The sequence below is a fragment of the Amycolatopsis lexingtonensis genome, from assembly GCF_014873755.1.
In the GTDB taxonomy this organism is placed as follows: domain Bacteria; phylum Actinomycetota; class Actinomycetes; order Mycobacteriales; family Pseudonocardiaceae; genus Amycolatopsis; species Amycolatopsis lexingtonensis.
Window position 1 is genome coordinate 1,692,642 of the sequence record NZ_JADBEG010000001.1, and the last position, 20,604, is coordinate 1,713,245.

At 74.4% G+C, this 20,604-nt stretch carries 17 protein-coding genes; 6 read left to right on the forward strand and 11 right to left on the reverse strand.

Annotated features, from left to right (window positions below; all coding sequences use genetic code 11):
- Position 1: 1 nt before the first annotated feature.
- Together H4696_RS08075 and H4696_RS08080 are read left to right on the forward strand one after the other, a co-directional pair.
- Positions 2-1,498: a cryptochrome/photolyase family protein gene (locus tag H4696_RS08075; RefSeq protein ID WP_086865489.1), complete on the forward strand. Its 1,497-nt coding sequence runs from the start codon at positions 2-4 to the stop codon at positions 1,496-1,498.
- Positions 1,499-1,582: 84 nt separating this feature from the next.
- Positions 1,583-2,719, forward strand: coding sequence for a DICT sensory domain-containing protein (locus H4696_RS08080; protein WP_086865488.1), 1,137 nt, complete (start codon positions 1,583-1,585; stop codon positions 2,717-2,719).
- A 12-nt stretch (positions 2,720-2,731) separates the two neighbouring features.
- Here the strand turns inward: H4696_RS08080 and H4696_RS08085 are convergent, their stop codons facing one another.
- From H4696_RS08085 to H4696_RS08100, 4 genes are read right to left on the reverse strand one after another with little or no spacing between them, the layout of a single operon-like run.
- Positions 2,732-4,201, reverse strand: coding sequence for an MFS transporter (locus H4696_RS08085; protein ID WP_192782154.1), 1,470 nt, complete (start codon positions 4,199-4,201; stop codon positions 2,732-2,734).
- Positions 4,192-8,352, reverse strand: coding sequence for a type I polyketide synthase (locus H4696_RS08090; protein WP_086864923.1), 4,161 nt, complete (start codon positions 8,350-8,352; stop codon positions 4,192-4,194). Before H4696_RS08090 ends, H4696_RS08085 begins: the two co-directional genes overlap by 10 nt.
- On the reverse strand, positions 8,349-10,064 hold the full coding sequence (locus H4696_RS08095) for a fatty acyl-AMP ligase (protein WP_192782155.1): 1,716 nt from the start codon (positions 10,062-10,064) through the stop codon (positions 8,349-8,351). Before H4696_RS08095 ends, H4696_RS08090 begins: the two co-directional genes overlap by 4 nt.
- Positions 10,065-10,078: 14 nt before the next feature.
- The gene (locus H4696_RS08100; protein ID WP_192782156.1) at positions 10,079-10,747 is read right to left on the reverse strand and encodes a hypothetical protein; all 669 of its coding nucleotides are present in this window, start codon (positions 10,745-10,747) and stop codon (positions 10,079-10,081) included.
- Between the two features lie 378 nt (positions 10,748-11,125).
- Here H4696_RS08100 and H4696_RS08105 point away from each other — a divergent pair, with 378 nt between their 5' ends.
- From H4696_RS08105 to H4696_RS08115, 3 genes are read left to right on the forward strand one after another with little or no spacing between them, the layout of a single operon-like run.
- Positions 11,126-12,121: an alpha/beta hydrolase gene (locus tag H4696_RS08105; RefSeq protein WP_192782157.1), complete on the forward strand. Its 996-nt coding sequence runs from the start codon at positions 11,126-11,128 to the stop codon at positions 12,119-12,121.
- Positions 12,118-12,945, forward strand: coding sequence for an SDR family NAD(P)-dependent oxidoreductase (locus tag H4696_RS08110; protein ID WP_086865583.1), 828 nt, complete (start codon positions 12,118-12,120; stop codon positions 12,943-12,945). Before H4696_RS08105 ends, H4696_RS08110 begins: the two co-directional genes overlap by 4 nt.
- Positions 12,946-12,952: 7 nt before the next feature.
- Positions 12,953-14,161, forward strand: coding sequence for a glycosyltransferase (locus H4696_RS08115; RefSeq protein WP_086865584.1), 1,209 nt, complete (start codon positions 12,953-12,955; stop codon positions 14,159-14,161).
- Here the strand turns inward: H4696_RS08115 and H4696_RS08120 are convergent.
- From H4696_RS08120 to H4696_RS08140, 5 genes are all read right to left on the reverse strand, one after another.
- Positions 14,158-14,484: a transcriptional regulator gene (locus tag H4696_RS08120; protein WP_086865585.1), complete on the reverse strand. Its 327-nt coding sequence runs from the start codon at positions 14,482-14,484 to the stop codon at positions 14,158-14,160. The genes H4696_RS08115 and H4696_RS08120 overlap by 4 nt on opposite strands.
- Positions 14,481-15,314 carry a hypothetical protein gene (locus H4696_RS08125; protein ID WP_086865586.1) on the reverse strand — a complete coding sequence of 278 codons (834 nt, stop codon included), beginning with the start codon at positions 15,312-15,314 and terminating at the stop codon, positions 14,481-14,483. Before H4696_RS08125 ends, H4696_RS08120 begins: the two co-directional genes overlap by 4 nt.
- A gap of 85 nt (positions 15,315-15,399) precedes the next feature.
- Entirely contained in the window at positions 15,400-16,368 is a 969-nt protein-coding gene (locus tag H4696_RS08130; protein ID WP_086865587.1) for a YdcF family protein, read from the reverse strand.
- A gap of 172 nt (positions 16,369-16,540) precedes the next feature.
- Positions 16,541-18,085 carry a catalase gene (locus H4696_RS08135; protein ID WP_086865588.1) on the reverse strand — a complete coding sequence of 515 codons (1,545 nt, stop codon included), beginning with the start codon at positions 18,083-18,085 and terminating at the stop codon, positions 16,541-16,543.
- The gene (locus H4696_RS08140; protein ID WP_086865589.1) at positions 18,049-18,483 is read right to left on the reverse strand and encodes a Fur family transcriptional regulator; all 435 of its coding nucleotides are present in this window, start codon (positions 18,481-18,483) and stop codon (positions 18,049-18,051) included. The genes H4696_RS08135 and H4696_RS08140 overlap by 37 nt, the downstream gene beginning before the upstream one ends.
- 103 nt (positions 18,484-18,586) lie before the next feature.
- On the opposite strand from H4696_RS08140, the gene H4696_RS08145 reads away from it, so the two are divergent.
- The gene (locus tag H4696_RS08145; RefSeq protein WP_192782158.1) at positions 18,587-18,937 is read left to right on the forward strand and encodes a DNA polymerase ligase N-terminal domain-containing protein; all 351 of its coding nucleotides are present in this window, start codon (positions 18,587-18,589) and stop codon (positions 18,935-18,937) included.
- Positions 18,938-18,941: 4 nt separating this feature from the next.
- Here the strand turns inward: H4696_RS08145 and H4696_RS08150 are convergent, their stop codons facing one another.
- Together H4696_RS08150 and H4696_RS08155 are read right to left on the reverse strand one after the other, a co-directional pair.
- Positions 18,942-19,619 carry a DUF998 domain-containing protein gene (locus H4696_RS08150; protein WP_086857693.1) on the reverse strand — a complete coding sequence of 226 codons (678 nt, stop codon included), beginning with the start codon at positions 19,617-19,619 and terminating at the stop codon, positions 18,942-18,944.
- 106 nt (positions 19,620-19,725) lie between these two features.
- Positions 19,726-20,592 (reverse strand): NAD(+)/NADH kinase, encoded by an 867-nt coding sequence (locus H4696_RS08155; protein WP_086857692.1) that lies wholly within the window; start codon positions 20,590-20,592, stop codon positions 19,726-19,728.
- Positions 20,593-20,604: the final 12 nt, after the last annotated feature.

Here is a 20,604-nt window from a genome sequence, read left to right on the forward strand (position 1 = left end):
CATGCGAGACGAGCCCGCGCTGTGGCTGTTCGCCGACCAGCTCGGGCCGCACTTCCACGGCACGCCCGAGCACCGGCACCGGGACGTCCTGGTGATCCGCTCGGCCGCGGCCTTCGCCGCGAAACCCTTCCACCGCCAGAAACTGCACCTGGTCCAGGCCGCGCTGCACCGGCTCGCCGCCGACCTCGGCGACCGCGTCACGCTGCTCGACGCGCCCGACTACCGCACCGGCCTGCGCCGGTTCGGCCGGCCGGTGGTGGTGCACGAACCGACGTCGCACGCGGCCGACGCCTTCGTCCGGCGGCTGCACGGCGAAGGCGTGGTGACGGAGATCCTGCCGACGCCGGGGTTCGTGCTGTCCAAAGCGGACTTCGCGACCTGGGCCGATGGGCGCACCCGGTTCGTCATGGAGGACTTCTACCGCGACCAGCGCCGGAAGTTCGGCGTGCTGCTCGAAGCGGACGGCGAGCCCGCAGGCGGGCAGTGGAACTACGACCACGACAACCGGCGGCCGCCGCCGAAGACCACCCGCCTCGACGTCCCGGCGCCGTGGCACCCGCGGGAGAACGAAATCGACGACCGCGTCCGCGCCGAGCTCGACGCGGCCGAGCGCGCGGGGGAGATCCACCCGGTCGGCGTGGACGGGCCGCGGCGGTTCGCCGTCGGGCACGACGAAGCCCAGCGTGCGCTCAAGCGGTTCCTCGACCACCGCCTGCCCGTGTTCGGGCCGCACCAGGACGCGATGCTGACCCACGACTGGGCGATGGCGCACGCGCTGCTGTCCGTCCCGCTGAACCTCGGGCTGCTCGACCCGCGCGACGTCGTCCGGCGGGCCGAGGAGCGGTACCGGGCCGGCGACGCGCCGCTGAGCAGCGTCGAGGGGTTCGTCCGGCAGGTGCTGGGCTGGCGCGAATGGGTGTGGCACCTGTACTGGCACCACGGGCCGGAGTACCTGCGCCGCAACGCTTTGCAGGCCCGGCGGAAGCTGCCGGAGTGGTGGTGGTCGCTGGACGCCGACGCCGTCGAAGCGGCCTGCCTGCGCACCGCGCTCGCCGGCGTCCGCGACCGCGGCTACGCCCACCACATCGAGCGCCTGATGGTGCTGGGCAACCACGCGCTGCAGCGCGGCTACGACCCCGCCGAGCTGAACCGCTGGTTCGCGACGGCGTTCGTCGACGGGTTTCCCTGGGTGATGCCGGCCAACGTGATCGGCATGAGCCAGTACGCCGACGGCGGGGTCGTCGGGACCAAGCCGTACGCCGCCGGAGGTGCCTACATCAACCGGATGAGTGATCACTGCCCCGGCTGCGTGTTCGACCCGAAGAAACGGACCGGGCCGGACGCGTGCCCGTTCACCGCGGGCTACTGGGCGTTCCTCGACCGGAACGCCGGGCGGCTGAAGGGAAATCACCGCATGCGGCAGCCGTTGAGCGGCCTCGAGCGGCTCGCGGACCGGGCCGAGGTCGTCGCCCGGGAAGCGGAGCGCGACCACTTCTGAGTTCGCACCATTGTGTGACTAGCCGGGTGGGGCGGGCGCTCTTACGGTTGTTGTCTCCCTTTCCCCGGCGAAGGCGATCCCCCGATGCCCGACGCAGATCCGCGCGCCGGCGTGCTGTCCAAGCGCGCCCTCGTGACGGCGTCCCACGCGGTGGAGCGCGCAGCACTGGCCGAAGGCGCGGGCGACGACACGGTCGTGTTCGCGCTGTTCCAGCGGCTCCCGTACTTCGAACGCGAGCGGGAGGTGTACGCGCGGATCGCGCGGCGGGCCGCGGTCACCGTGGTCGGCATGGTCGACTCCGGCCGCCCCGACCTGCCGCACGGCGTCACCCCGGTGCTGCTGCGCCCGGACGAGCCGATGGCGCGCGAGTGGTCGGTGGCCGTGCTGTCGCCGACGTTCGGCGCGTCGGTCGTCGCGCAGGACCTCGACGAGATCGACCCGCAGGCGTCCGCGGTCGAGGCCGCCCGCCTGTTCCGCGGCCGCTGGGGCTTGCGCCGCGACGAGGCGTACGCCGAAGTGGTCCGCCTCCGCGACGCGATGGGCGACCGCCTGCCGCCGGCGGTCCGGCGCAAGGTCGGCGAAGTCCTGGCCTCGGTCGAGACGCCGCCGGCACTCGACGTCGAAAGCCGCGCCGAGGCCGCGCTGCGGCACGTGGCGGCCAAGCTGGACAAGGCGCGCGTGCGGCCGCGCCCGGCGTCCGGTCCGGCCGTCGACCCGGACACGGGTCTCGACACGTTGGCGGGCATCCAGTCGTGGCTCGGCGACGCGACCGACACGGTCCCGCTGGGCCTGGTCTTCGTCGCGGTGGACGACCCGGTGGCGGTCGAGCGGCGGCACGGCACCCGCGTCCGCATGCACACCGAGCAGAACATCGCCGACCTCCTGCGCGACGGCCTGCGCCCCCTCGACCGCGCGGTGCGGCTCGGGCCGGGGGAGTTCCTGGTCGTCCAGCCCGCGGTGCACCCGGCCGAGCTGACCGAACGCGGCCGCCGGCTGGAGCGCCGCCTGGCGGCCCTGCACGCGACCTACCCGTTCGTGGACCTGCACCCGCGCACGACGACGTTGCTGACCCGCCGCCGTCCGCTGCCGCTGCAGACCCTGCGCGCCCGGCTGCGCGAGGTCCCGGCGGTGACCCTGTGGCCGCCGAGCCAGGGCTCGCTCCCGATCCCCGAGTCCCGCCCGGTCGCGGTGCGCTCAGGCGGCGGCGAGTGGTTCGAGTGAGCGTATAACGCCCTATACCGCCCGCCGTGACGCCTCCAATGCCGCTTTACGGCTACGGCTCAGCACGGACGCCGCCGTCGCGAGCACGAACAGTCCACACGCGACACCGGCCGCCACCCGCACCCCGGCGGTGCAGGCCGCGCGGGCCGCCGCGAGCAGCTCGTCCGCCGCCGCCAGCCCCCGCGAAGCCACCTCAGCCTGGGCCGGGCCCGCCGACGCCAGCCGCGCGGCCGCCTCCGGCACCCCCGGTGGCACCACCAGCCGTGCCGCGTACACCGCCGCGGCGAGGGAACCGAACAACGTCGTCCCGACGCCGGCGCCGAGTTCGTAGCCCGTCTTCTCGACCGCGGCCGCGCCGCCCGCCCGCTCGGCCGGGGCCGCCGTGAGCAGCGTGTCCGTGCTCGACGTCAGCGACAGCGCCATCCCGAACCCGGACGCCACCAGCCACCACGGGGACGTCAGCGCTCCGGCCGCCGGGGCCAGCAACGCCACCGCCGTCACCGCGAACCCCGCCGTGCGGACCCGCGCGTTGCCGAAGCGGGTGAGCAGCGCGGGCGCCCCGACGCTGCCGGCCGCGGACGCCGCGAGCACCAGGAGCAGCCGGGCCGCCGCGGCCGTCGGGGACAGGCCGAGCACCACCTGGAGGTACTGGGCCAGCAGCAGGCCGAGACCCACCAGCGTGCTCATCACCAGCAGTACCCCGCCGACCGCACCCGGCACGCCCGGCCGCCGGAACAACGTCAAGTCCAGCAGCGGGACCGCCGCCCGGCGCTGGCGGCGCACGAAGAGCCCGAGCAGGACGCACCCCGCCGCCCCGGCCGCGAAGCCGCCCCCCGACGGCCCGGCCGCGAAGGCGATCCCGAGCACGCCCCCGGCCGCGAGCAGCGCGCTGAGCGCGTCCCACGGTCCCCGCCCGGGCGGCGACCGCGGCAGCCACCGCAGGGCCGCGAAGCCGGCGGCGAGGATCACCGGCGGGTTGACCAGGAACGTCGACCGCCAGCCCCACGCCTCGACGAGCACCCCGCCGAGGACCGGTCCGAACACCGAGCCGGTCCCGGCGATGCCGCTGCAGACCGCGATCGCCGTCCGCCGTTGCCGCTGCTCCGGGAAGAGCTCCCGCAGCAGCGACATCGTCGTGGGCATGATCATCGCACCGCCGCAGCCGAGGACCGCCCGCGCGGCGAGCAGTGCCGGGACGTTCGGCGCGGCCGCGCAGGCCACTGAAGCCAGGCCGAACACGGCGTAGCCGGTGACGAGCACGCGCCGCCGTCCGTAGCGGTCGCCGAGCGTGCCGAACGGGAGCAGCAGTGGCGCCGCGGTGAGCGGGTAGATCGCGACGATCCACACCTGCGCGGCGGCGCCCGGCCGCAGCTGCCGGACGAGGTCGGGCAGTGCCACGTGCAGCACGGTCGCGTCCACCGCCACCAGGAACAACCCGGCCCCGAGCACGGCCGGCAGCGCCCAGGCGCGCGTCACGGCCACAGCAGGCCCGCCAGGTGCCGGGCGACGACGTCGACGTGCGGCGGGTCGATCACCGAAAGGTGGTGCGCGCCGACCGGGACGATCTCCAGCCGCGGGCACAGCTCCGCCCACCCCGCCGCGAGGTCCGTGCGCGAATACCGCGGTTCCATCGCGAGCCCGGCGGCGTACGGCTCGGTCGCCCGGTACAGCACGACGCGGCCGTCGTAGCGGCGCGGGGTCCCGCGTTCGGCCGCCAGGGTGTCCAAAAAGGACTGACGCTGGTGCCGCAGCACGCCGGGGCTGAGCAACCCGGCTTCGGCCACGCGCCGCATGGTGAGCTCGATCTGCTCTTCTTCGGGCAGCGGCGCAAGTTCGTCGTGCCCGAGCCGGACGGCACGGCCGTACGTGCCTTCGACGTACCCGGTGAACCGCAGGAACCGCCGCGCGGACGACGCGCGCGGGTCGAGGTCCGGTTCCGGCAGCGGCAGCATGGTGTCGATCAGCGCGACGAGCTCGACCGGTTCGCCCTCGTCGGCGAGCCGCGCGGCGACGCCGTAGGCCAGCGCCCCGCCGAACGACCACCCGGCGAGCCGGTAGGGCCCGTGCGGCCGGCGCGCGCGGACCAGCGGGAGCAGCCGTTCGACGCGTTCTTCGATGCTGGCCCCCGGCACCCGTTCGAACCCGGCACACGGCACGCCCGCGGGCAGCCGGTCCAGCAGCGGGCGGTAGACGGTGCACGTGCTGCCGCCGGGGTGGAACAGCAGGAGCGGCGCGGTCCCGGCGTCGCCCGGTTTCAGGAGGCGTTCTCCTCGCGTGTCGAGGATGGCCCGCGCGACCTCGGCGATGGCGGCGAGGGTGTCGTGCTTCAGCAGCTCGGCGGGGTCGACGGGGGTGTCGAGTTCGGTCGTGAGGCCGTCGGCGAGCAGGCGCGCGAGCTGCTCCGGCCGGGCGGCGCCGGTCAGCCGGAGGTGCGTGCCGCCCGCTTCGGCGCCGGTGTGCTCGCGCCACAGCCGGAGCACGAGCCGGTCGGCGGCGTCCCAGGCGCGGCCGCGGGCCGGCCGGGGCGGGTCGTCGTCGCGGGGCGCGAGATCGCGGTTGAGGTCGGCGAGGGTGGCCCCGCGGAGGAAGGCGGCGGGATCCGGGTCGGCGCCGAGCTCCCGCCGGACGGCTTCCCGGATCCGGTTCGCCATCAGGGAGTCGAGCCCGAGTTCGACGAGCGGGACGTCGGCGTCGAGGCGGTCGGGGGCGAGTCCCATGATCGCGGCGACGATCGCGGTGAGCCGGTCGCCACCGGGCGGCGCGGCCTCCGGCTCGGCGGGCGGCGGGGTCTCCGCGGCCGGGGCGGATTCGTCGGTGTACCAGTGGCGCACGTGGCGCCAGGGCATCGGGGGCACGTCGGTCAGCCGGGCGCTGTCGTCCGGCGCGGAGAGGGTGATCCGGGTGCCCGCGCAGTACAGCTCCGCCGCGGCCGCGCCGAACGCGCGGACCTCGTCCTGGCCGCGGCGCAGGGTGCCGGTCACCACCGCGTCCGCGCCGAGCGTCCGGGCCAGCGACCCCCGCAGGATCGGGTGCGGGGACACCTCGACGAACACGCGGTGCCCGTCGGCGGCGGCCGCGGTGACGGCCTGCCGGAACCGCACGGGGCGGCGCAGGTGCGCGGCCCAGTACCCGGCGTCGAAGTCCGGCAGCTCGCGCGGGTCGGGGAGGACCGTGTCGTACCACGGCACGAGCGGCCGCCGCCCGCCCAGCTCGGCGAGCGCGTCGCGCAGCTCGGGCAGGACGTGCTCGACCCCGCGCGAGTGCCCGGCGACGTCCACCGGCAGCCGCCTCGCGGTCCGCCCGGCCGCCGTCAGCTCCGCGACCAGCCGGTCGATCACGGCTGCGTCCCCGGTTACCGTCACCTGTCCGGGCGCGGCATCGACGGCGAGTTCGACGCCGGGGCGGGCCTCGACCTCGTCCGGGGTCAGCTCGACCGCGGCCATCGCCCCGCCGGCGTCGACGGTGCCGAGCAGCCGCGCCCGGGTCGCGACCAGGTGGACGGCCTCGTCGGCGCTCAGCACCCCGCTCACCACGGCCGCGGCCGCGGACCCGAGCGAATGCCCCACGACGGCGGCCGGCCGCACCCCGAGCGCCTCCCACCGGGCGGCCAGGGCGACCTGCGTCCCGAAGATCGCCAGCTGCGTTTCGGGCAGGGAGAAGGGTTCGCGGGAGGTCAGCAAGGCGCGCAGCGACCGCCCGGTGTGCTCGGCGAAGGGATCCCCGAGCTTGTCGACCTGGGCGGCGAACGCCGGTTCGGCCGCGAGGAGGCCGCGGCCCATCCCGGTCCACTGGGAACCGTGCCCGGAGAAGACGAACACCGGCCCTTCCCCGCCGGCGGCGCGCCCGGTGGCGGCCCCCGCGGGCAGCGGATCGGCCCCGGCGCCGACCGCGCGCAGCAGCGCGGCGAGTTCGCCGAGGTCCCCGGCGACGACGGCGGCCCGGTGCGGACCGGCGTCGTCCCGCCGGAACAGCGTGTGGGTGACATCGGCGAGGTGCGCGCGTTGGCCAGCGGGGGTGCCGAGCCAGCCGGCGAGCTGGGTGGCCCGCTCGCGGAGCCGGTCCGGGGTGCGGGCGGACAGCAGCCCGATCCGGATACCGGCGCTCTCGCCTTGGCGCGTTTCAGCCGGTGCCGCTGCCTCCTCCAGCACGACGTGGGCATTCGTCCCGCCGAACCCGAAAGCCGACACCCCCGCGACCGCGCGCCCGCCACGCCGCGGCCACGGCGTCGCCTCGCGCACCACCCGCAACCCCAGCTCCTCGAACGCGATGTGCGGGTTCGGCGCGGCGAAGTGCAGCTGCGGCGGCACCTCGCCGTGCACCAGCGCCAGCACCACCTTGATCACCCCCGCGATCCCCGCCGCGGCCTCGGCGTGCGCGATGTTCGTCTTCACCGACCCGATCAGCAGCGGCGACCGCGCGTCGCGCCCGGCTCCCAGCACCGCACCGAGCGCCCGGGCCTCGATCGGGTCGCCGAGCAGCGTGCCCGTCCCGTGCGCCTCCACGTAGTCCACTGTGGACGGATCGAGCCCGCGGTAGGCGTCCCGGAGCATCGCCTGCTGCGCCGCCGGGTTGGGGGCGGCCAGCCCGTGGGAACGGCCGTCCGAATTGACCGCCGACGCGCGGATCACCGCCAGCACGCGGTCGCCGTCGACCTCGGCGTCCGCGAGGCGCTTGAGCACCACCACGCCGCAGCCTTCGGCGCGGGCGATGCCGTCCGCGGCCGCCGAGAACGTCTTGCAGCGGCCGTCCGCCGCGAGCAGGCCCGCCGCCGAGAACGCCGCCGTCGGCCCGGGCAGCAGCATCAGGTTGACGCCCGCGGCCAGCGCCAGGTCGGCGTCGCCGTCGCGCAGGGCGCGCACCGCGTGGTGCACCGCCACCAGCGAAGACGAGCACGCCGTGTCCACCGCCACGCTCGGCCCGCGCAGGTCGAAGACGTACGACAGCCGGTTGGCCGCGATGCTGCCCGCCGCGCCGGTCGCCGTCCACAGGTCCGGGGCGCCGCCGCTCATCGTGAGGTGGCCGTAGTCGTGGGTGGCGATGCCGGTGAACACGCCGGTGCGGCTGCCGCGCAGCGACGACGGCGCGATCCCGGCGTGCTCCAGCGCCGCCCACGTCACCTCCAGGAGCATCCGCTGCTGCGGGTCCATCGTGGCCGCTTCGCGCGGGGTGATGCCGAAGTGCTCGGCGTCGAACCCGGCGACGTCGTCGAGGAACCCGCCCACCACCGGTGCCGCGTCGGCGCTCCACCGCCCCGGCGGCGCGGTCCGGACGGCGTCCCGCCCGGTCCGCAGCAGGTCCCAGTACTCCTCGAGGCCGTCCGCGCCGGGGAAGCGGCAGCCCAGGCCGACGACGGCGACCGGATCGGTGCGGCGCCGGTCGGCGGGCGCCGCGGCGGGCTCGGGTCCGGCGCCCGCGACGAGGGTGCGGGCGAGGTGGTCGATGGTCGGGCTTTCCCACAGCAGCGTCGCGGGCAGCCGGGTACCGAGCAGGTCTTCGAGGTCGGCCGCGATCCCGACGGCCTGGCGGGAGGACAGGCCGTAGTCGGCGAGGGGCCGGTCGGGCTCGGCGGTCAGGCCGGTGTGCTCGGCGACGGCGTCGAGGAGCCAGCGGCGCAGGGCGTCCGGGTTTCTCATCGCGCCAGCGCCTTCCCGTAGTCGCCGGCGAGGTAGCGCTCGCGGCAGGCGGCGCGGGCGATCTTGCCGCTGGACGTGCGCGGCACCCGCCCGGCCGGGACGAGCAGCACGTCCCGCAGCGCGAGCCCGTGCGCGTCGGCGACCAGCCGCCGGACCGACGTGGCCAGCGCGCGTTCCGCGGCTTCGGCCAGGTCGGCGTGCGCGCGGTGCTCCGCGACCACGACGACGGCTTCGGTGTCGGCGCCCTCGATCGCGAAGGCCGCGACGCTGCCGGGGCGGATCGCGGCGTCGGCCGACGCCGCGGTCGCTTCGACGTCCTGCGGGTAGTGGTTGCGCCCGTCGACGATGATCAGGTCCTTGATCCGGCCGGCGATGTACAGCTCGCCGTCGTGCCGGAGGCCGAGGTCGCCGGTGCGCAGCCACGGCCCCTCGGGCAGCTCGCCGCGGTCGCCCGCGAGGCGCGCGCCGAAGGTTTCCGTGCTGTCCAGGGGTTTCTGCCAGTACCCTTCGCCGACGTTCGGGCCGTGCACCCAGATCTCGCCCACCGAGCCGTCGGGGAGCGCGACGGCGGTTTCGGGGTCGACGAGCGCGACGAGCTGCCCGGCCGGGACCCCGCAGGCGACCAGCCGGACCCCGGCGTCCGCGGGTCGCGAGGTGCCGGTCGCGAGGGCGTCGCGGTCGAACGTCGTGACGCGCGGGGCGGCGGCGGGGCCGGTGGTGACGAAGACGGTCGCTTCGGCCAGGCCGTACGCCGGGCGCGTCTTGTCCGGGGTGTAGCCGGCGGCGGCGAAGGTGGTGTGGAAGCGGTCGAGGACGTCCGGGGTGATCGGCTCGGCGCCGTTCACGATCGCCGTGACGCGGCCGAGGCGCAGCCGCGCGCGGTCGGCCTCGCGGATCCGGCTCGCGCAGTAGTGGAACGCGAAGTTGGGGGCGGCGCTCCAGGCGCCGTCGTGGTCGCCGAGCAGCTCCAGCCAGCGGACCGGCCGCTCGATGAAGGCCAGCGGGTCCATCAGCACCGACCGCAGGCCCAGCGCCAGCGGCGTGATCAGGCCGAGCACGAGCCCCATGTCGTGGAACAGCGGCAGCCACGAGACGGTGGTCGACGCGGCCGGGTCCAGGCCGAGGCCGCGCACGGCTTGGGTGACGTTGGCGAGGACGTTCGCGTGCGTGAGCACCACGCCGGCCGGGGTGCGGGTCGACCCCGAGGTGTACTGCAGGTACGCGATCTCGTCCGGGACCGCGGCGGGCGCGGGCCACGAGCGCACCGGGCCGGGGCGGTCCGCCGCGACGACCGGGACGCCGCCGACGAAGTCCTCGACCGCGAGCTGCACCGAGGTGGTGGTGACGACGGCCGAGGGGGCGCAGTCGGCGAGCACCGCGGCGAGCCGTCCCGCGTGGCCGGGCAGGCCCGGGTCGAACAGCGGCACCGCGATCGCGCCCGCGGTGATCGCGGCGAGGAAACCCACGACGTAGTCGGTGCCCTGCGGGCAGAGCACGGCCACGCGGTCGCCGGGCCGGACCGGGAGCGCGCCCGCGACGGCGTCGACGCGTTCGCGCAGCTGCCGCCAGGTCAGGGTGCGGCGCCGTCCGTCGCGGTCGGTGGCGAAGTCGGCGAAGGTCAGCGCGGGGGCGTCGGGGGTGGTCGCGGCCCAGTGGTGCAGGCACGCGGTCAGGGTGGCGCCGCCCACTGCCGGGAAGTTCTGGTCGGACATGGGTTTCTCCTTGGCTAGCGGCCCAGCCGCGGCGCCGCGTGCTGCCACGCGGTGACGGCCAGGGCGTCGAGGTCGAGGTCGGTCGCGCCCGCGTCGCGGAGCACGAGCAGGACGTCGCCGGCGGCGACGGCGACGGTGCGCAGGCGCAGCCCCGGCAGCTCGGCCGGCTGGCCGGGCAGGGTCAGGACCTGCTGGTAGGAAAGGGTTTCCGCGCCGGGGATGGCGGGCGCGGTCCCGGTGGTGAGCGTCGAGACGGTGGGGAGGTCCTGGTCGGTCACGGTGACGCTCGCGCACTCGCGGAGCTTCGCGGTCCACGCGCCGAGGTCGGGCGGCTGCGGGGTGCGCGCGACCAGTTCGCTGAGCTGCCCGCCGGGGACGGCGGTCTGGAAGCCCTGGCCGGTGGCGGTTCCCCGGAGCAGCCTGCCGTGCACGACACCGGTACAGCCGTCGTCTTTGGTGTCCAAAGTGGACAGCGCGGTGGCGACGTCGAACGCGTCGCGCGGGGCGGGTGGCCCGGGGATCGCCTCGGCGGGCAGCAGTGCGGCCGGGGGAACCGGCGGCGGTGGGGGCGGTGGGGGAGCGGCGGTCGCTGCCGCGGTGGGTCCGCCGGAACCGGAAATTGCGGCGGCGACGACCACGAGCGCGGCGACTCGGAACGGGGGGAAACGATTTCGGGCAGCCATGGACGACCCTTTCGGGAGCATTCTCGGGGGATTGCGGGTCCCGGCGCTGGGACATCCGCCCGGGTGGCGGCGAGGGGCGGCCCAACCCGGCGACACGGGCGAGGCTAGGGCAAGAAATCGGTTACCGGAAGAGCCTCAAGATCCCGTCAACGTCCCTCAGTACGCCGCGTGACCTGCTGAATCGCTGGTTACTGGTGAGTTACTGGCACGGGCGTCCGACTTTGGTGACCGAGCGTGTGCGCTGACTCACCCGTGCGGGGGAGTTTGTTTGCCTGCAATTCACATTGTCCGGTCGTGTGGCGCACGAGACAATTGCGCTTGGTGGCTCGATTGATTTAACTTGAGCGCACCGTCGGGGATGTTGGGAAAGGAATGCTTATGCGCATGTTTTCGAGGTGGCTCGCCGTGCTGGCGGCCGTGGCGTGCGGGCTGCCCGGCGTCCCCGCCGCGGCGGCCGACGGGCCGCGCGCCGATGACGGCACGCACGTCGTCGCCGAGACCACTGTGGACGGTGACGCGCGGGTGCTCGACCTCACTGTGCGCTCCACCGGCGTCGGGGCCTACGCGATGGTCCGGCTGATCCTGCCCCGCGACTGGGCGGAGCACCCGGACCGGAAGTGGCCGGCGGTGTACCTGCTCGCGGGCGAAACCCGGCTGCAGGACTACCGCGGCTGGAGCGCCAACACCGACGTCCGGCGGCTGGCCGACGACGCGGACGTCCTGGTGGTGATGCCGGGTGCCGGCCCAGCGGGGTTCTTCACCGACTGGTGGAACTACGGCAAGGACATCGCGCTGAACCAGTGGGAAACCTTCACCGCGGTCGAACTGCCGCAGCTGATCGACCGCGGCTACCGCGGCGACGGCCGGCGCGCGGCGGCGGGGCTGTCCCTCGGCGGCTACGGCGCGATCGAACTCGCCGCGCGGCGCCCGGGCGTCTTCCGCTACGCCGCGTCGTACAGCGGGAACCTCAACCCGGCCGGCCCGACCGGCGAGCTGCTCACCGACGCGATCGTCGCGTCCGTGCACCTGGACCCGGAAGCCCTGTGGGGCGACCGCCGCCGCGAATCGGCGCGCTGGGAGGCGCACGACCCGCTGGTGAACGCCGAGCGCCTGCGCGGCACCGAGCTGTACCTCTCCGCGGGCAACGGCCTGCCGGGGCCGCTCGACGCCAAGCTCCCGATCGACGTCCTGCCCGGCGCGATGCTCCTGGAGTTCCTCTGCGGCGGCCAGACCACGGCGATGGCCGGGCGGCTGCGCGCGCTCGGCGTCCCGGTGACCGCGGACCTCTACGGGCCGGGCACCCACCAGTGGGCGTACTGGCAGGAGCAGCTGCACAAGACGTGGCCGCGGATGCTGCAGGTCGTGGCGTCGTGACGTCTTACGTGGTGACGGGCGCGTCGAGCGGCATCGGCCGCGCGTGCGTGGCGGAACTGGTCCGGCGCGGCGCCCACGTGTGGGCGAGTGTGCGGACCGACGCCGACGAGGCGGAACTGGTCCGCGCGTACGGCGACGCGGTCACGGTGCTGCGGATGGACCTGCGCGACCCGGCGTCGATCGCGGCGTGCGGCGAGCGCGTGACGGCCGGCGGACCGGTGCGCGGCCTGGTGAACAACGCGGGCCTCGCGCGGCCGGGCCCGCTCGAGTACGTGCCGCTGGAGGCGTTCCGGGAGCAGCTCGACGTGAACGTCACCGGCCAGCTCGCGGTCACCCGCGCGATGCTGCCGGCCCTGCGCATCGCGGAGACGGCCCGCGTGGTGACGGTCGGCTCGATCGGCGGCCGCATCGCGGGGCCGATGGTGGGGCCGTACCACACGTCGAAGTTCGCGCTGGTCGGGTTGACGGACAGCCTGCGCGCGGAGCTGGCTCCGGAAGGGATCGAGGTGGTCCTGGTCGAGCCGGGCGCGGTGGCGACGTCGATCTGGCCCCGCGCCCGCGCGGCGGCGGAGGAGGTCCGCGCGACCCTGCCCGCGGCGGGTCTCGAGCGGTACTCGGCCCAGCTGGCGGCGGCGGAGCGAAGCGCTGCCCGTTCGGCACGGACGGGGGTGCCGCCCCGGCGGGCGGCGGAGGTGGTGGTGCGGGCGTTGACGGCCCGTCGGCCGGCGCCGCGGTATTTGGTGGGCACGGACGCACGGGTGGCGGCGGTGCTGGCGAACCTGCCGTTCCGCCTGCGCTACCGGTTGACGGCGGCGAAGCGGTGACCGCGCAATGAGCCGCCAGGTTGTGATCGTTGCGCCCGGTTCGCGTGGGGATGTCCAACCGTGCGTCGCGCTCGGCGAGGGGCTCGCCGCCGATGGCGATCGTGTCCGCATCCTCGCCGCGCCGCGGTTCCGGAGCCTCGTCGAAGGGCACGGCCTCACCTTCGCGCCACTCTCGGCCGACCCCGCGGAAATCCTCGCCTCCGCGGCGGGGCAAGCGTGGACCAGCCCGGGGAAATTCCTGAGCGGGCTACGCGAAGTCCTCCGCCCTGTCCTCGCGCAGCTCCTCGCCGACACCCACGCGGGCACCACCGGAGCCGACCTGATCCTCGCCCCCACCCTCGGCTTCCTCGGCACGCACCTGGCCGCCCACCTCGACGTCCCGCACGCCGAACTGCACTACCAGCCCAGCGTCCCCACCCGCTCCTTCGCGCACCCGCTGCTACCCCAAGCCGAGCACCTCGGCCCGTGGGGCCGCCACCTCAGCTTCCGGGCAGTCGACGCACTCGCGTGGCACCTCCTCAGACCCGAAATCGACCGCTGGCGCACCGAAACCCTCCACCTGCCCGCCGCCGGAATGCGCGGGCCGCGACGCCGTTCGCCGGTGCTGTGCGGGTTCTCGACCGCCGTCGTACCCCGGCCGCCCGACTGGCCCGCGCACGTCCACGTCACCGGGTACTGGTTCCTCGACCAAGGCGCATGGCACCCGGACGCCCGGCTGCGCGACTTCCTCGCCGCGGGCCCGCCGCCGGTCTACGTCGGCTTCGGCAGCATGCGCCCGGCCGAAGCCGAGAAGACCTTTGAGGTCGTCCGGACGTCCCTGCGCCGCGCGGGACTGCGTGGTCTCCTCGCCACCGAGGGTGACGTCGACGCCGATGATCTGCTGACCGTCGCCGACGTCCCGCACGGCTGGCTGTTCCCGCGCACCGCGGCCGTCGTCCACCACGGGGGTGCCGGGACCACCGCGGCCGCCTTGCGGGCCGGGGTGCCGTCGCTGGTGTGCCCGGTGTTCTCCGACCAGCCGTACTGGGGCGAGCGGGTGTCCCGGCTCAGTGCCGGGCCGAAACCGTTGCCGCTCAAGGAACTCGACGCCGACGCGCTCACCGCCCGGCTGCGGGAACTCACCGGCAACCCGCTCTTCCGGCGCGGCGCGCAGTACACCGGGGCGCGGCTGCGCGCCGAGGACGGGGTGGCCCACGCCGTTTCGGTGCTGCGTTAGGTGGCCCGCGCCGGGGCCGCGCGCTCGACCGCCGACACCAGCGCCCGCAACGCGGCCACCTCCGCGGCGAGCGCCTTGCGACCTGCCGGGCTGATGCTGATCCACGTCCGGGGCCGTTTGCCTTCGTAGCCCTTCTCGACGTCGATCAGCCCGGCCTCGTCGAGGATCGTGACGTGCCGGGACAGGTTCCCGGCCGTCATGTCCAGCGTCCGGCGCAGGTACCCGAAATCCACCTTCCCCGCCTCGGCGGCGATGGTGAGGATGCCGAGCCGGTGCCGCTGGTGGACCGTCTCGTCCAGGCCCGCCGCGGGGTGCTCGCTCATGCGCGCGCCCGCCGCTCGTGCCAGGCCGCGAAGGCACCGCCCGCGAGCAGCACCAGCCCCGGGGGCAGCGTGTTCGTGAACGCCATCGTCGCTTCGCCGTCGTAGCGCGGGAAAAGCCCGAGGTGGAAGAACACGTGCTGCACGTTGTAGAGGTTGACCAGCAGCGCCGAGGCCGCGAAGAGGCCGCTGACGACGCCGAGCACCCGGCTGCGCTCCAGCCACGCGAGCCCGAGCAGGCCGAGCGCGATCGTGAGCAGCGGCGCGTAGGGCCGGGCGGGCGCGAGCGCGAGGTCGAGCATCGCCAGCACGACGAAGCCGGAGGCCATCGCCGCCGCCGTGGCGGCACCGCGCGCACCGCGCCGAACAAGCCGAGACCGCAGCCACAGCGCCCCGCCGCCCACGAGCGCGGCGACGGCCGCCACCGGGACCGTGAACGACGGCTGCGAGTACGGCGATCGCGCGACGCGGTAGGCGAACGACTCCACCACCGGGAGCCCGAACGAGATCGCGAGCACGCCGATCAGCCCGATCGCGAGGTAGCCCCGGATCGGCGTCCGCACCCCGCTGCGGCGGCCGCGGTGGAGGTACCAGGCCGCGGTGGCCAGGAACCCGCCGACGACCACGACCAGCCAGTACAGCTGCAACGGCGTCCCGAACCAGATCCCGGCGGCCCCGAACCGCGGCGGCCCGCCCTCGGCCCACAGCGGCGCGAGCAGCACGAGCACTCCGAACAGCAGCAACGGCGGCACGTAGGCGTGGCGATCCGCCCTGGCCTGGGCGCGAAGCCGCGTCATCTCGTCGAGCAGAGCGGCCGGTGGCAGGTCGGTCATGAAGTACCCCCAGATCCGAAACAGGTCTATTTGGCAAACCAGATCTGTGGATGAACCTAGCGCACGGCCGGGGTGGTGCGGAAGCCTAGGCGGCGATCGCCAGCACCAGGCCGGCCCCGACGATGGCCGCGCAGGCCGCGATCGTCGTCCGGCGGTAGTGCAGGATCAGCGCCGCGAACTCGCGCAGCAGCGCGCTCGGCAGGAAGTAGCCCGCGGTCGGTGACCCGGTCGCGTGGAACGGCAGGTGCAGCCGTCGGCACTCGATCGCCGCGCGGAACACGTGGTAGCTGCTCGTCACGGCCACGACGCGGTGGGCGTCGCGGGGGAGCAGCGCCGCCGATAAGCGCAGGTTCTCCTCGGTGGTCGTGGCGCGGTCTTCGAGCCGGATCCGCTCGTCGGGGATCCCGCGCTCCCGCAAGTACGCGTGCATCGCCTCGGCTTCGGTGACCGTCTCGCCGGGACCACGTCCGCCCGACACCACCAGCAGTGGCGGCTCGGGCTCCCGGGCGGCGAGCCGGAGCGCGCGGTCGAGCCGCCCGGCCAGCAGTGGCGGCACCCGATCCCCGGCGAGGCCGCAGCCGAGCACGATGATCGCGTCGATGCCGCCGCGCCGGCCGATCCGGCTGTACACCACCGAATACACCAACAGGGACAGGAACAGGAACCCGAAGTAGCAGGCGAGCACCGCCGCGATGCCCACCAGCGCCGACCCCCACCGCCCGAGCGGGGCGAAGAACAGCGCTTCCAGCGCGAGCAGGCCGGCGCCGAGCCCGAGCGACAGGAGGTTCCCGGTGCTGCGCCCTTCCCGCCGCCACATCTGCACGCCGTTGGCGAGCAGGGCGGCGGGCAGCACCAGCGCGGCGAGCCCCACCGCGGCCCCGGCCACCGCCAGCAGCACCGGCGTCTCCCGCAGCAGCCACAGCGTGGTCAGCAGGAGCGCGACGCCCAGCCAGACGGCGTTGCCGAGCCGGCGCGGCTCCCGCGCCAGCCGGACGGCGAACACGAGCAGCGCCACCGCGGCCGCGACCGGCAGCACCCCACCGGCGACGTTCACCCGGACCTCCCTGGCTCCTCACGCGGAGGTCCAACCTAGTGCTACCGGGCCGCCGGGGTGCACGCCCCCAATGTGGCGTTCGGTGCGTCAGACGCACCCAATGTGGCGTTCGGTGCGCTGGACGCACCCAACGCCACATTGGGGCGCTCGCGACGCCGCCGGCCGCGCGTGGCTAGGCCTTGCGCTGCATGCTCGACCGCGCCGGGTTGGCCTGGTCGGCCGCCTTCGGGTCCTTCTCGTCCTGCTTGGCCCGGACGCCGGACTCGATCCGGTCGCCGAGGTCCTTGTCGACGTTGCGCCAGTAGTCGAACGCCCGCTGTAGCACCGGCTCCGACACGCCGTTGAGCAGGTGCCCGACGATGTTGTCCACCAGCCGCCCGCGCTGGTCGTCGTCCAGCACCTCGCGGACCATCGTGCCGGCCTGGCCGAAGTCGTCGTCGTCCTCGCGCAGCGTGTAGGCGGTGCGGACCATGTCGCCGTCGGTGTGCCAGCCCGCCGGCTGCCCGTACCGGGCGACGTCGGCGTGCGGGCCGCCCTTGGAATTCGGCGCGTACACCGGGTCGGTGACCTTCGTGTACCGCATCGCGCCGTCCTTGCTGTAGCTGTGCACGGGCGCGACGGGCGCGTTCACCGGCAGCTGGCGGTAGTTGGCGCCGATCCGGTAGCGGTGCGCGTCCGGGTAGGAGAACAGGCGGCCGAGCAGCATCTTGTCCGGGCTGGCGCCGATGCCGGGCACCAGGTTGCTCGGCTCGAACGCGGCCTGCTCGATTTCGGTGTGGTGGTCGGTCGGGTTCCGGTCCAGCGTCATCCGCCCGACGTCGATGAGCGGGTAGTCGCCGTGCGGCCACACCTTCGTGAGGTCGAACGGGTTGAACCGGTAGGTCTTGGCGTCGTCGAACGGCATGACCTGCACCTTCAGCGTCCACGAAGGGTGGTCGCCGCGCTCGATCGCCTCGAACAGGTCGCGCGTGTGGTAGTCGGTGTCGGCCGAGGCCATCTGGTCGGCTTCGTCCTGGGTGAAGCACTCGACACCCTGGTCGGTCTTGAAGTGGTATTTCACCCAGAAGCGCTCACCGGCGGCGTTGACCCACATGAAGGTGTGGGAGCTGTAGCCGTTCATGTGCCGCCAGGTGCGCGGGATGCCGCGGTCGCCCATCAGCCACGTCACCTGGTGCGCCGACTCCGGCGACAACGTCCAGAAGTCCCACTGCATGTCGTGGTCGCGCAGGTTGTTGTCCGCGCGGCGCTTCTGCGAGCGGATGAAGTGCTGGAACTTCAACGGGTCCCGGATGAAGAACACCGGGGTGTTGTTCCCGACCAGGTCGTAGTTGCCTTCGCTGGTGTAGAACTTCACCGCGAAGCCGCGCGGGTCGCGCCAGGTGTCCGGGCTGCCCCGCTCGCCGGCGACGGTGGAGAAACGGATCAGCAGGTCGGTCTTCGTCCCCGGCTGGAACACCGCCGCCTTGGTGTACGCGCTGACGTCGCCGGTCACCTCGAACCGCCCGAACGCGCCGCTGCCCTTCGCGTGCGGCTGGCGCTCCGGGACGCGTTCGCGGTTGAACTGCGCCATCTGCTCGATGAGGTAGCTGTCCTGCAGCAGGATCGGGCCGTCCGGGCCGACGGTGAGCGAGTGCTCGTCGCTTTCGACCGGGATCCCGGCGTCGGTGGTGGTCGGTTCGGTCACGGTGATGCCTCTTTCCTGGAAGTGGCCAGACATTCGGGGCACTGGCCCCAGAACACCACTTCCGCTTCGTCGATCAGGAAGCCGTGCGCGTCGTCCGGGGCCAGGCACGGAGCCGTGCCGACCACGCAGTCGACGTCCTCCGTCCGCCCGCAGGTGCGGCACACGACGTGGTGGTGGTTGTCCCCGGCTCGCCGTTCGAACCGGGCGGGGTGTCCCGGCAGTTCGATCCGCCGGATCAAGCCGGCCTCCGTGCACGCGCCCAGGACGTCGTAGATGCCTTGGGTGGACACCGAACCCAGCACCGACCGGACCCCGGTGCCGATTTCGTCCACTGTGGAGTGAGGATGCCCGGCGAGCCACGCGAGCACCGCCCGCCGGGGCGCCGTGACCCGCAGGCCGGCGGCCCGCAGCGCGGTGGTCACATCGCTCATGGCCCCACCGTGCGCGCTTCTTCGGAATGAGTCAAGTGCACGGATGGACCGTTTGGCGCCCGGGAAAACGGGTAGGGACAAGAAGTTCTGGCATCGTGGAGGGGTGAACGAGCGACCGGCCTTCGTGCTGCACGAGCACTGGCGGCCACGGCACCACTTCGACCTCCGCCTCGAGGAAGACGGCGTGCTGCGGTCCTGGGCGGTACCCCGCGGCCTCCCGCCGGACGCGACCGGCAACCGGCTCGCGGTCGCCGTGCCCGACCACGCGCTCGACCACCTCGGCTACGAGGACGACACCAAGAAGATCGCCGACACGGGCTGGTGGGAGGAGCACGACCGGACGGCCAAGCGGATCCTGTTCACCCTGCACGGGCGGACGTCGTCGGTGCGGTACGCGCTGATCCGCACCGAGCGCGATTGGCTGCTGCACCGGACCCGGGAGCAGCCGGACTGAGCTCCTACACGCGGAAGCGGGCCGGGCGCATGGCCCGGTGCGCCCACTGCCCGAGCACCGCGAGCAGCGCGATCTCCAGCACCATCATCAACCGCTCCACCAGCCCGGTCGCCACCGTCGGCAGGTGCCCGCCGAGCACGACGTTCACCGCGAACGGGACGATGAACGGCAGGTAGAACGGGATCGCGGCCAGCGCCAGCCGCCGGGACCAGGCGGCGAAACGGCGCCAGCGGGGGTCGTCGCGGTGGCGGCGGCCCAGCGCCCAGCCGACCACCGGCAGGCTCAGGCACGTCACGGCCGAGGCGTAGAGGTGGATCTTGCCCGTCGCCGTGATCGCGCCACCCTGCGGATCCTTCGCGAACACCGCCACCGCCAGCAGGCTCACGCACCACAGCGCCTTCGCCGCCACGAGCGCCGGGTTCGCCAGCAGGCCGCGGCGGTAGAGCGCGACCAGCAGCAACGCCGAGCCCGTGCTGGTCAGCAGCAGCGCGCCGTCCCACAGCCAGCGGCCCGGGCTCAGCGCGTAGTCGCTGAGCATCGTGCTGACCGGGTCGAGCGCCGCCACCCGCCGGTCGAGGTGCAGCACGGCCAGGAGCACGACGGCGCCGGCGAAGGCGGCCAGCGCCCCGGGGACGAGCAGCCGGGCGCGCAGGGACGGACGGACAGGTGAAGGGCACAGCATGCGTGGAAACACTCCGGGACGGCTCGGCTGGTTCAGGCGAAGTCGCGGACGCTACCCGTGACCATTCCGTGACCATCGCAGACACGCCCCGAGTGTGACGCAGGCCTCAGCGGTCGCCGTCGGCCGGGATCTCCGCCGAGTCCGTCAGCCGCAGCTTGCGCCGGGCCCGCTGGTAGAACGTCGTCATCCCGAGCCGCACCACCCGCGCCGCGTCCGGCCGGGCGCTCAGGTCGAGCCGGTCGCCAGGGGAGACGTACCCCTGGACCTGGCCGTCGACCTCCACCGCGAGCCGTCCGCTGGTCGGCAGCAGCTCCAGCGTCACCTCGTCGTGCACCGAGAGCACCACGCCCCGGCTGTACGCCGAGTGCGGCGCGGCCGGTGTGACGAGCAGCGCTTCGACCGACGGGCTGGTGATCGGCCCGCCGGCGGAGAAGCTGTACGCCGTCGAGCCGGTCGGGGTCGCCACGACCACCGCGTCCGCCGAGTAGCTGACGAACGGCTGGCCGCCGACGCGGACCGCGACCACCGCGCTGCCCTCGCCGGGCACGCGCACCACCGCGATGTCGTTGAACGCGGTGATCCGCCGCCCGCCGAGCACGGCGTCCACGGCCAGCCGCGGCTCGACCGTGAACTGGTGGTCGTCGATCGCCGAAAGCGCGCCGGGCAGGTCCGGGACGTCGACCTCGGCGAGGAAGCCGAGCTTGCCGAGGTTCACCCCGAGCACCGGCGCGCGCTGCCCGTCGGCCAGTCGCATGGCCCGCAGCATCGTGCCGTCGCCGCCCAGGCTGACCACGAGGTCGGACCGGCGCCCGAGCTCTTCGGGCGTCACGCCGATCGCGGCGCAGTCCAGCCGGACGATCTCGTCCTCGATGCCGAGGATCTCGATCCCCCGGTTGCCCGCCCAGCCCAGCACGGCCTCGACGGCGGCCGCCGAGTCGCGGCGGGGGTGCAGCACCAGTCCCGCGGAGTGCATGTCAGCGGCCCC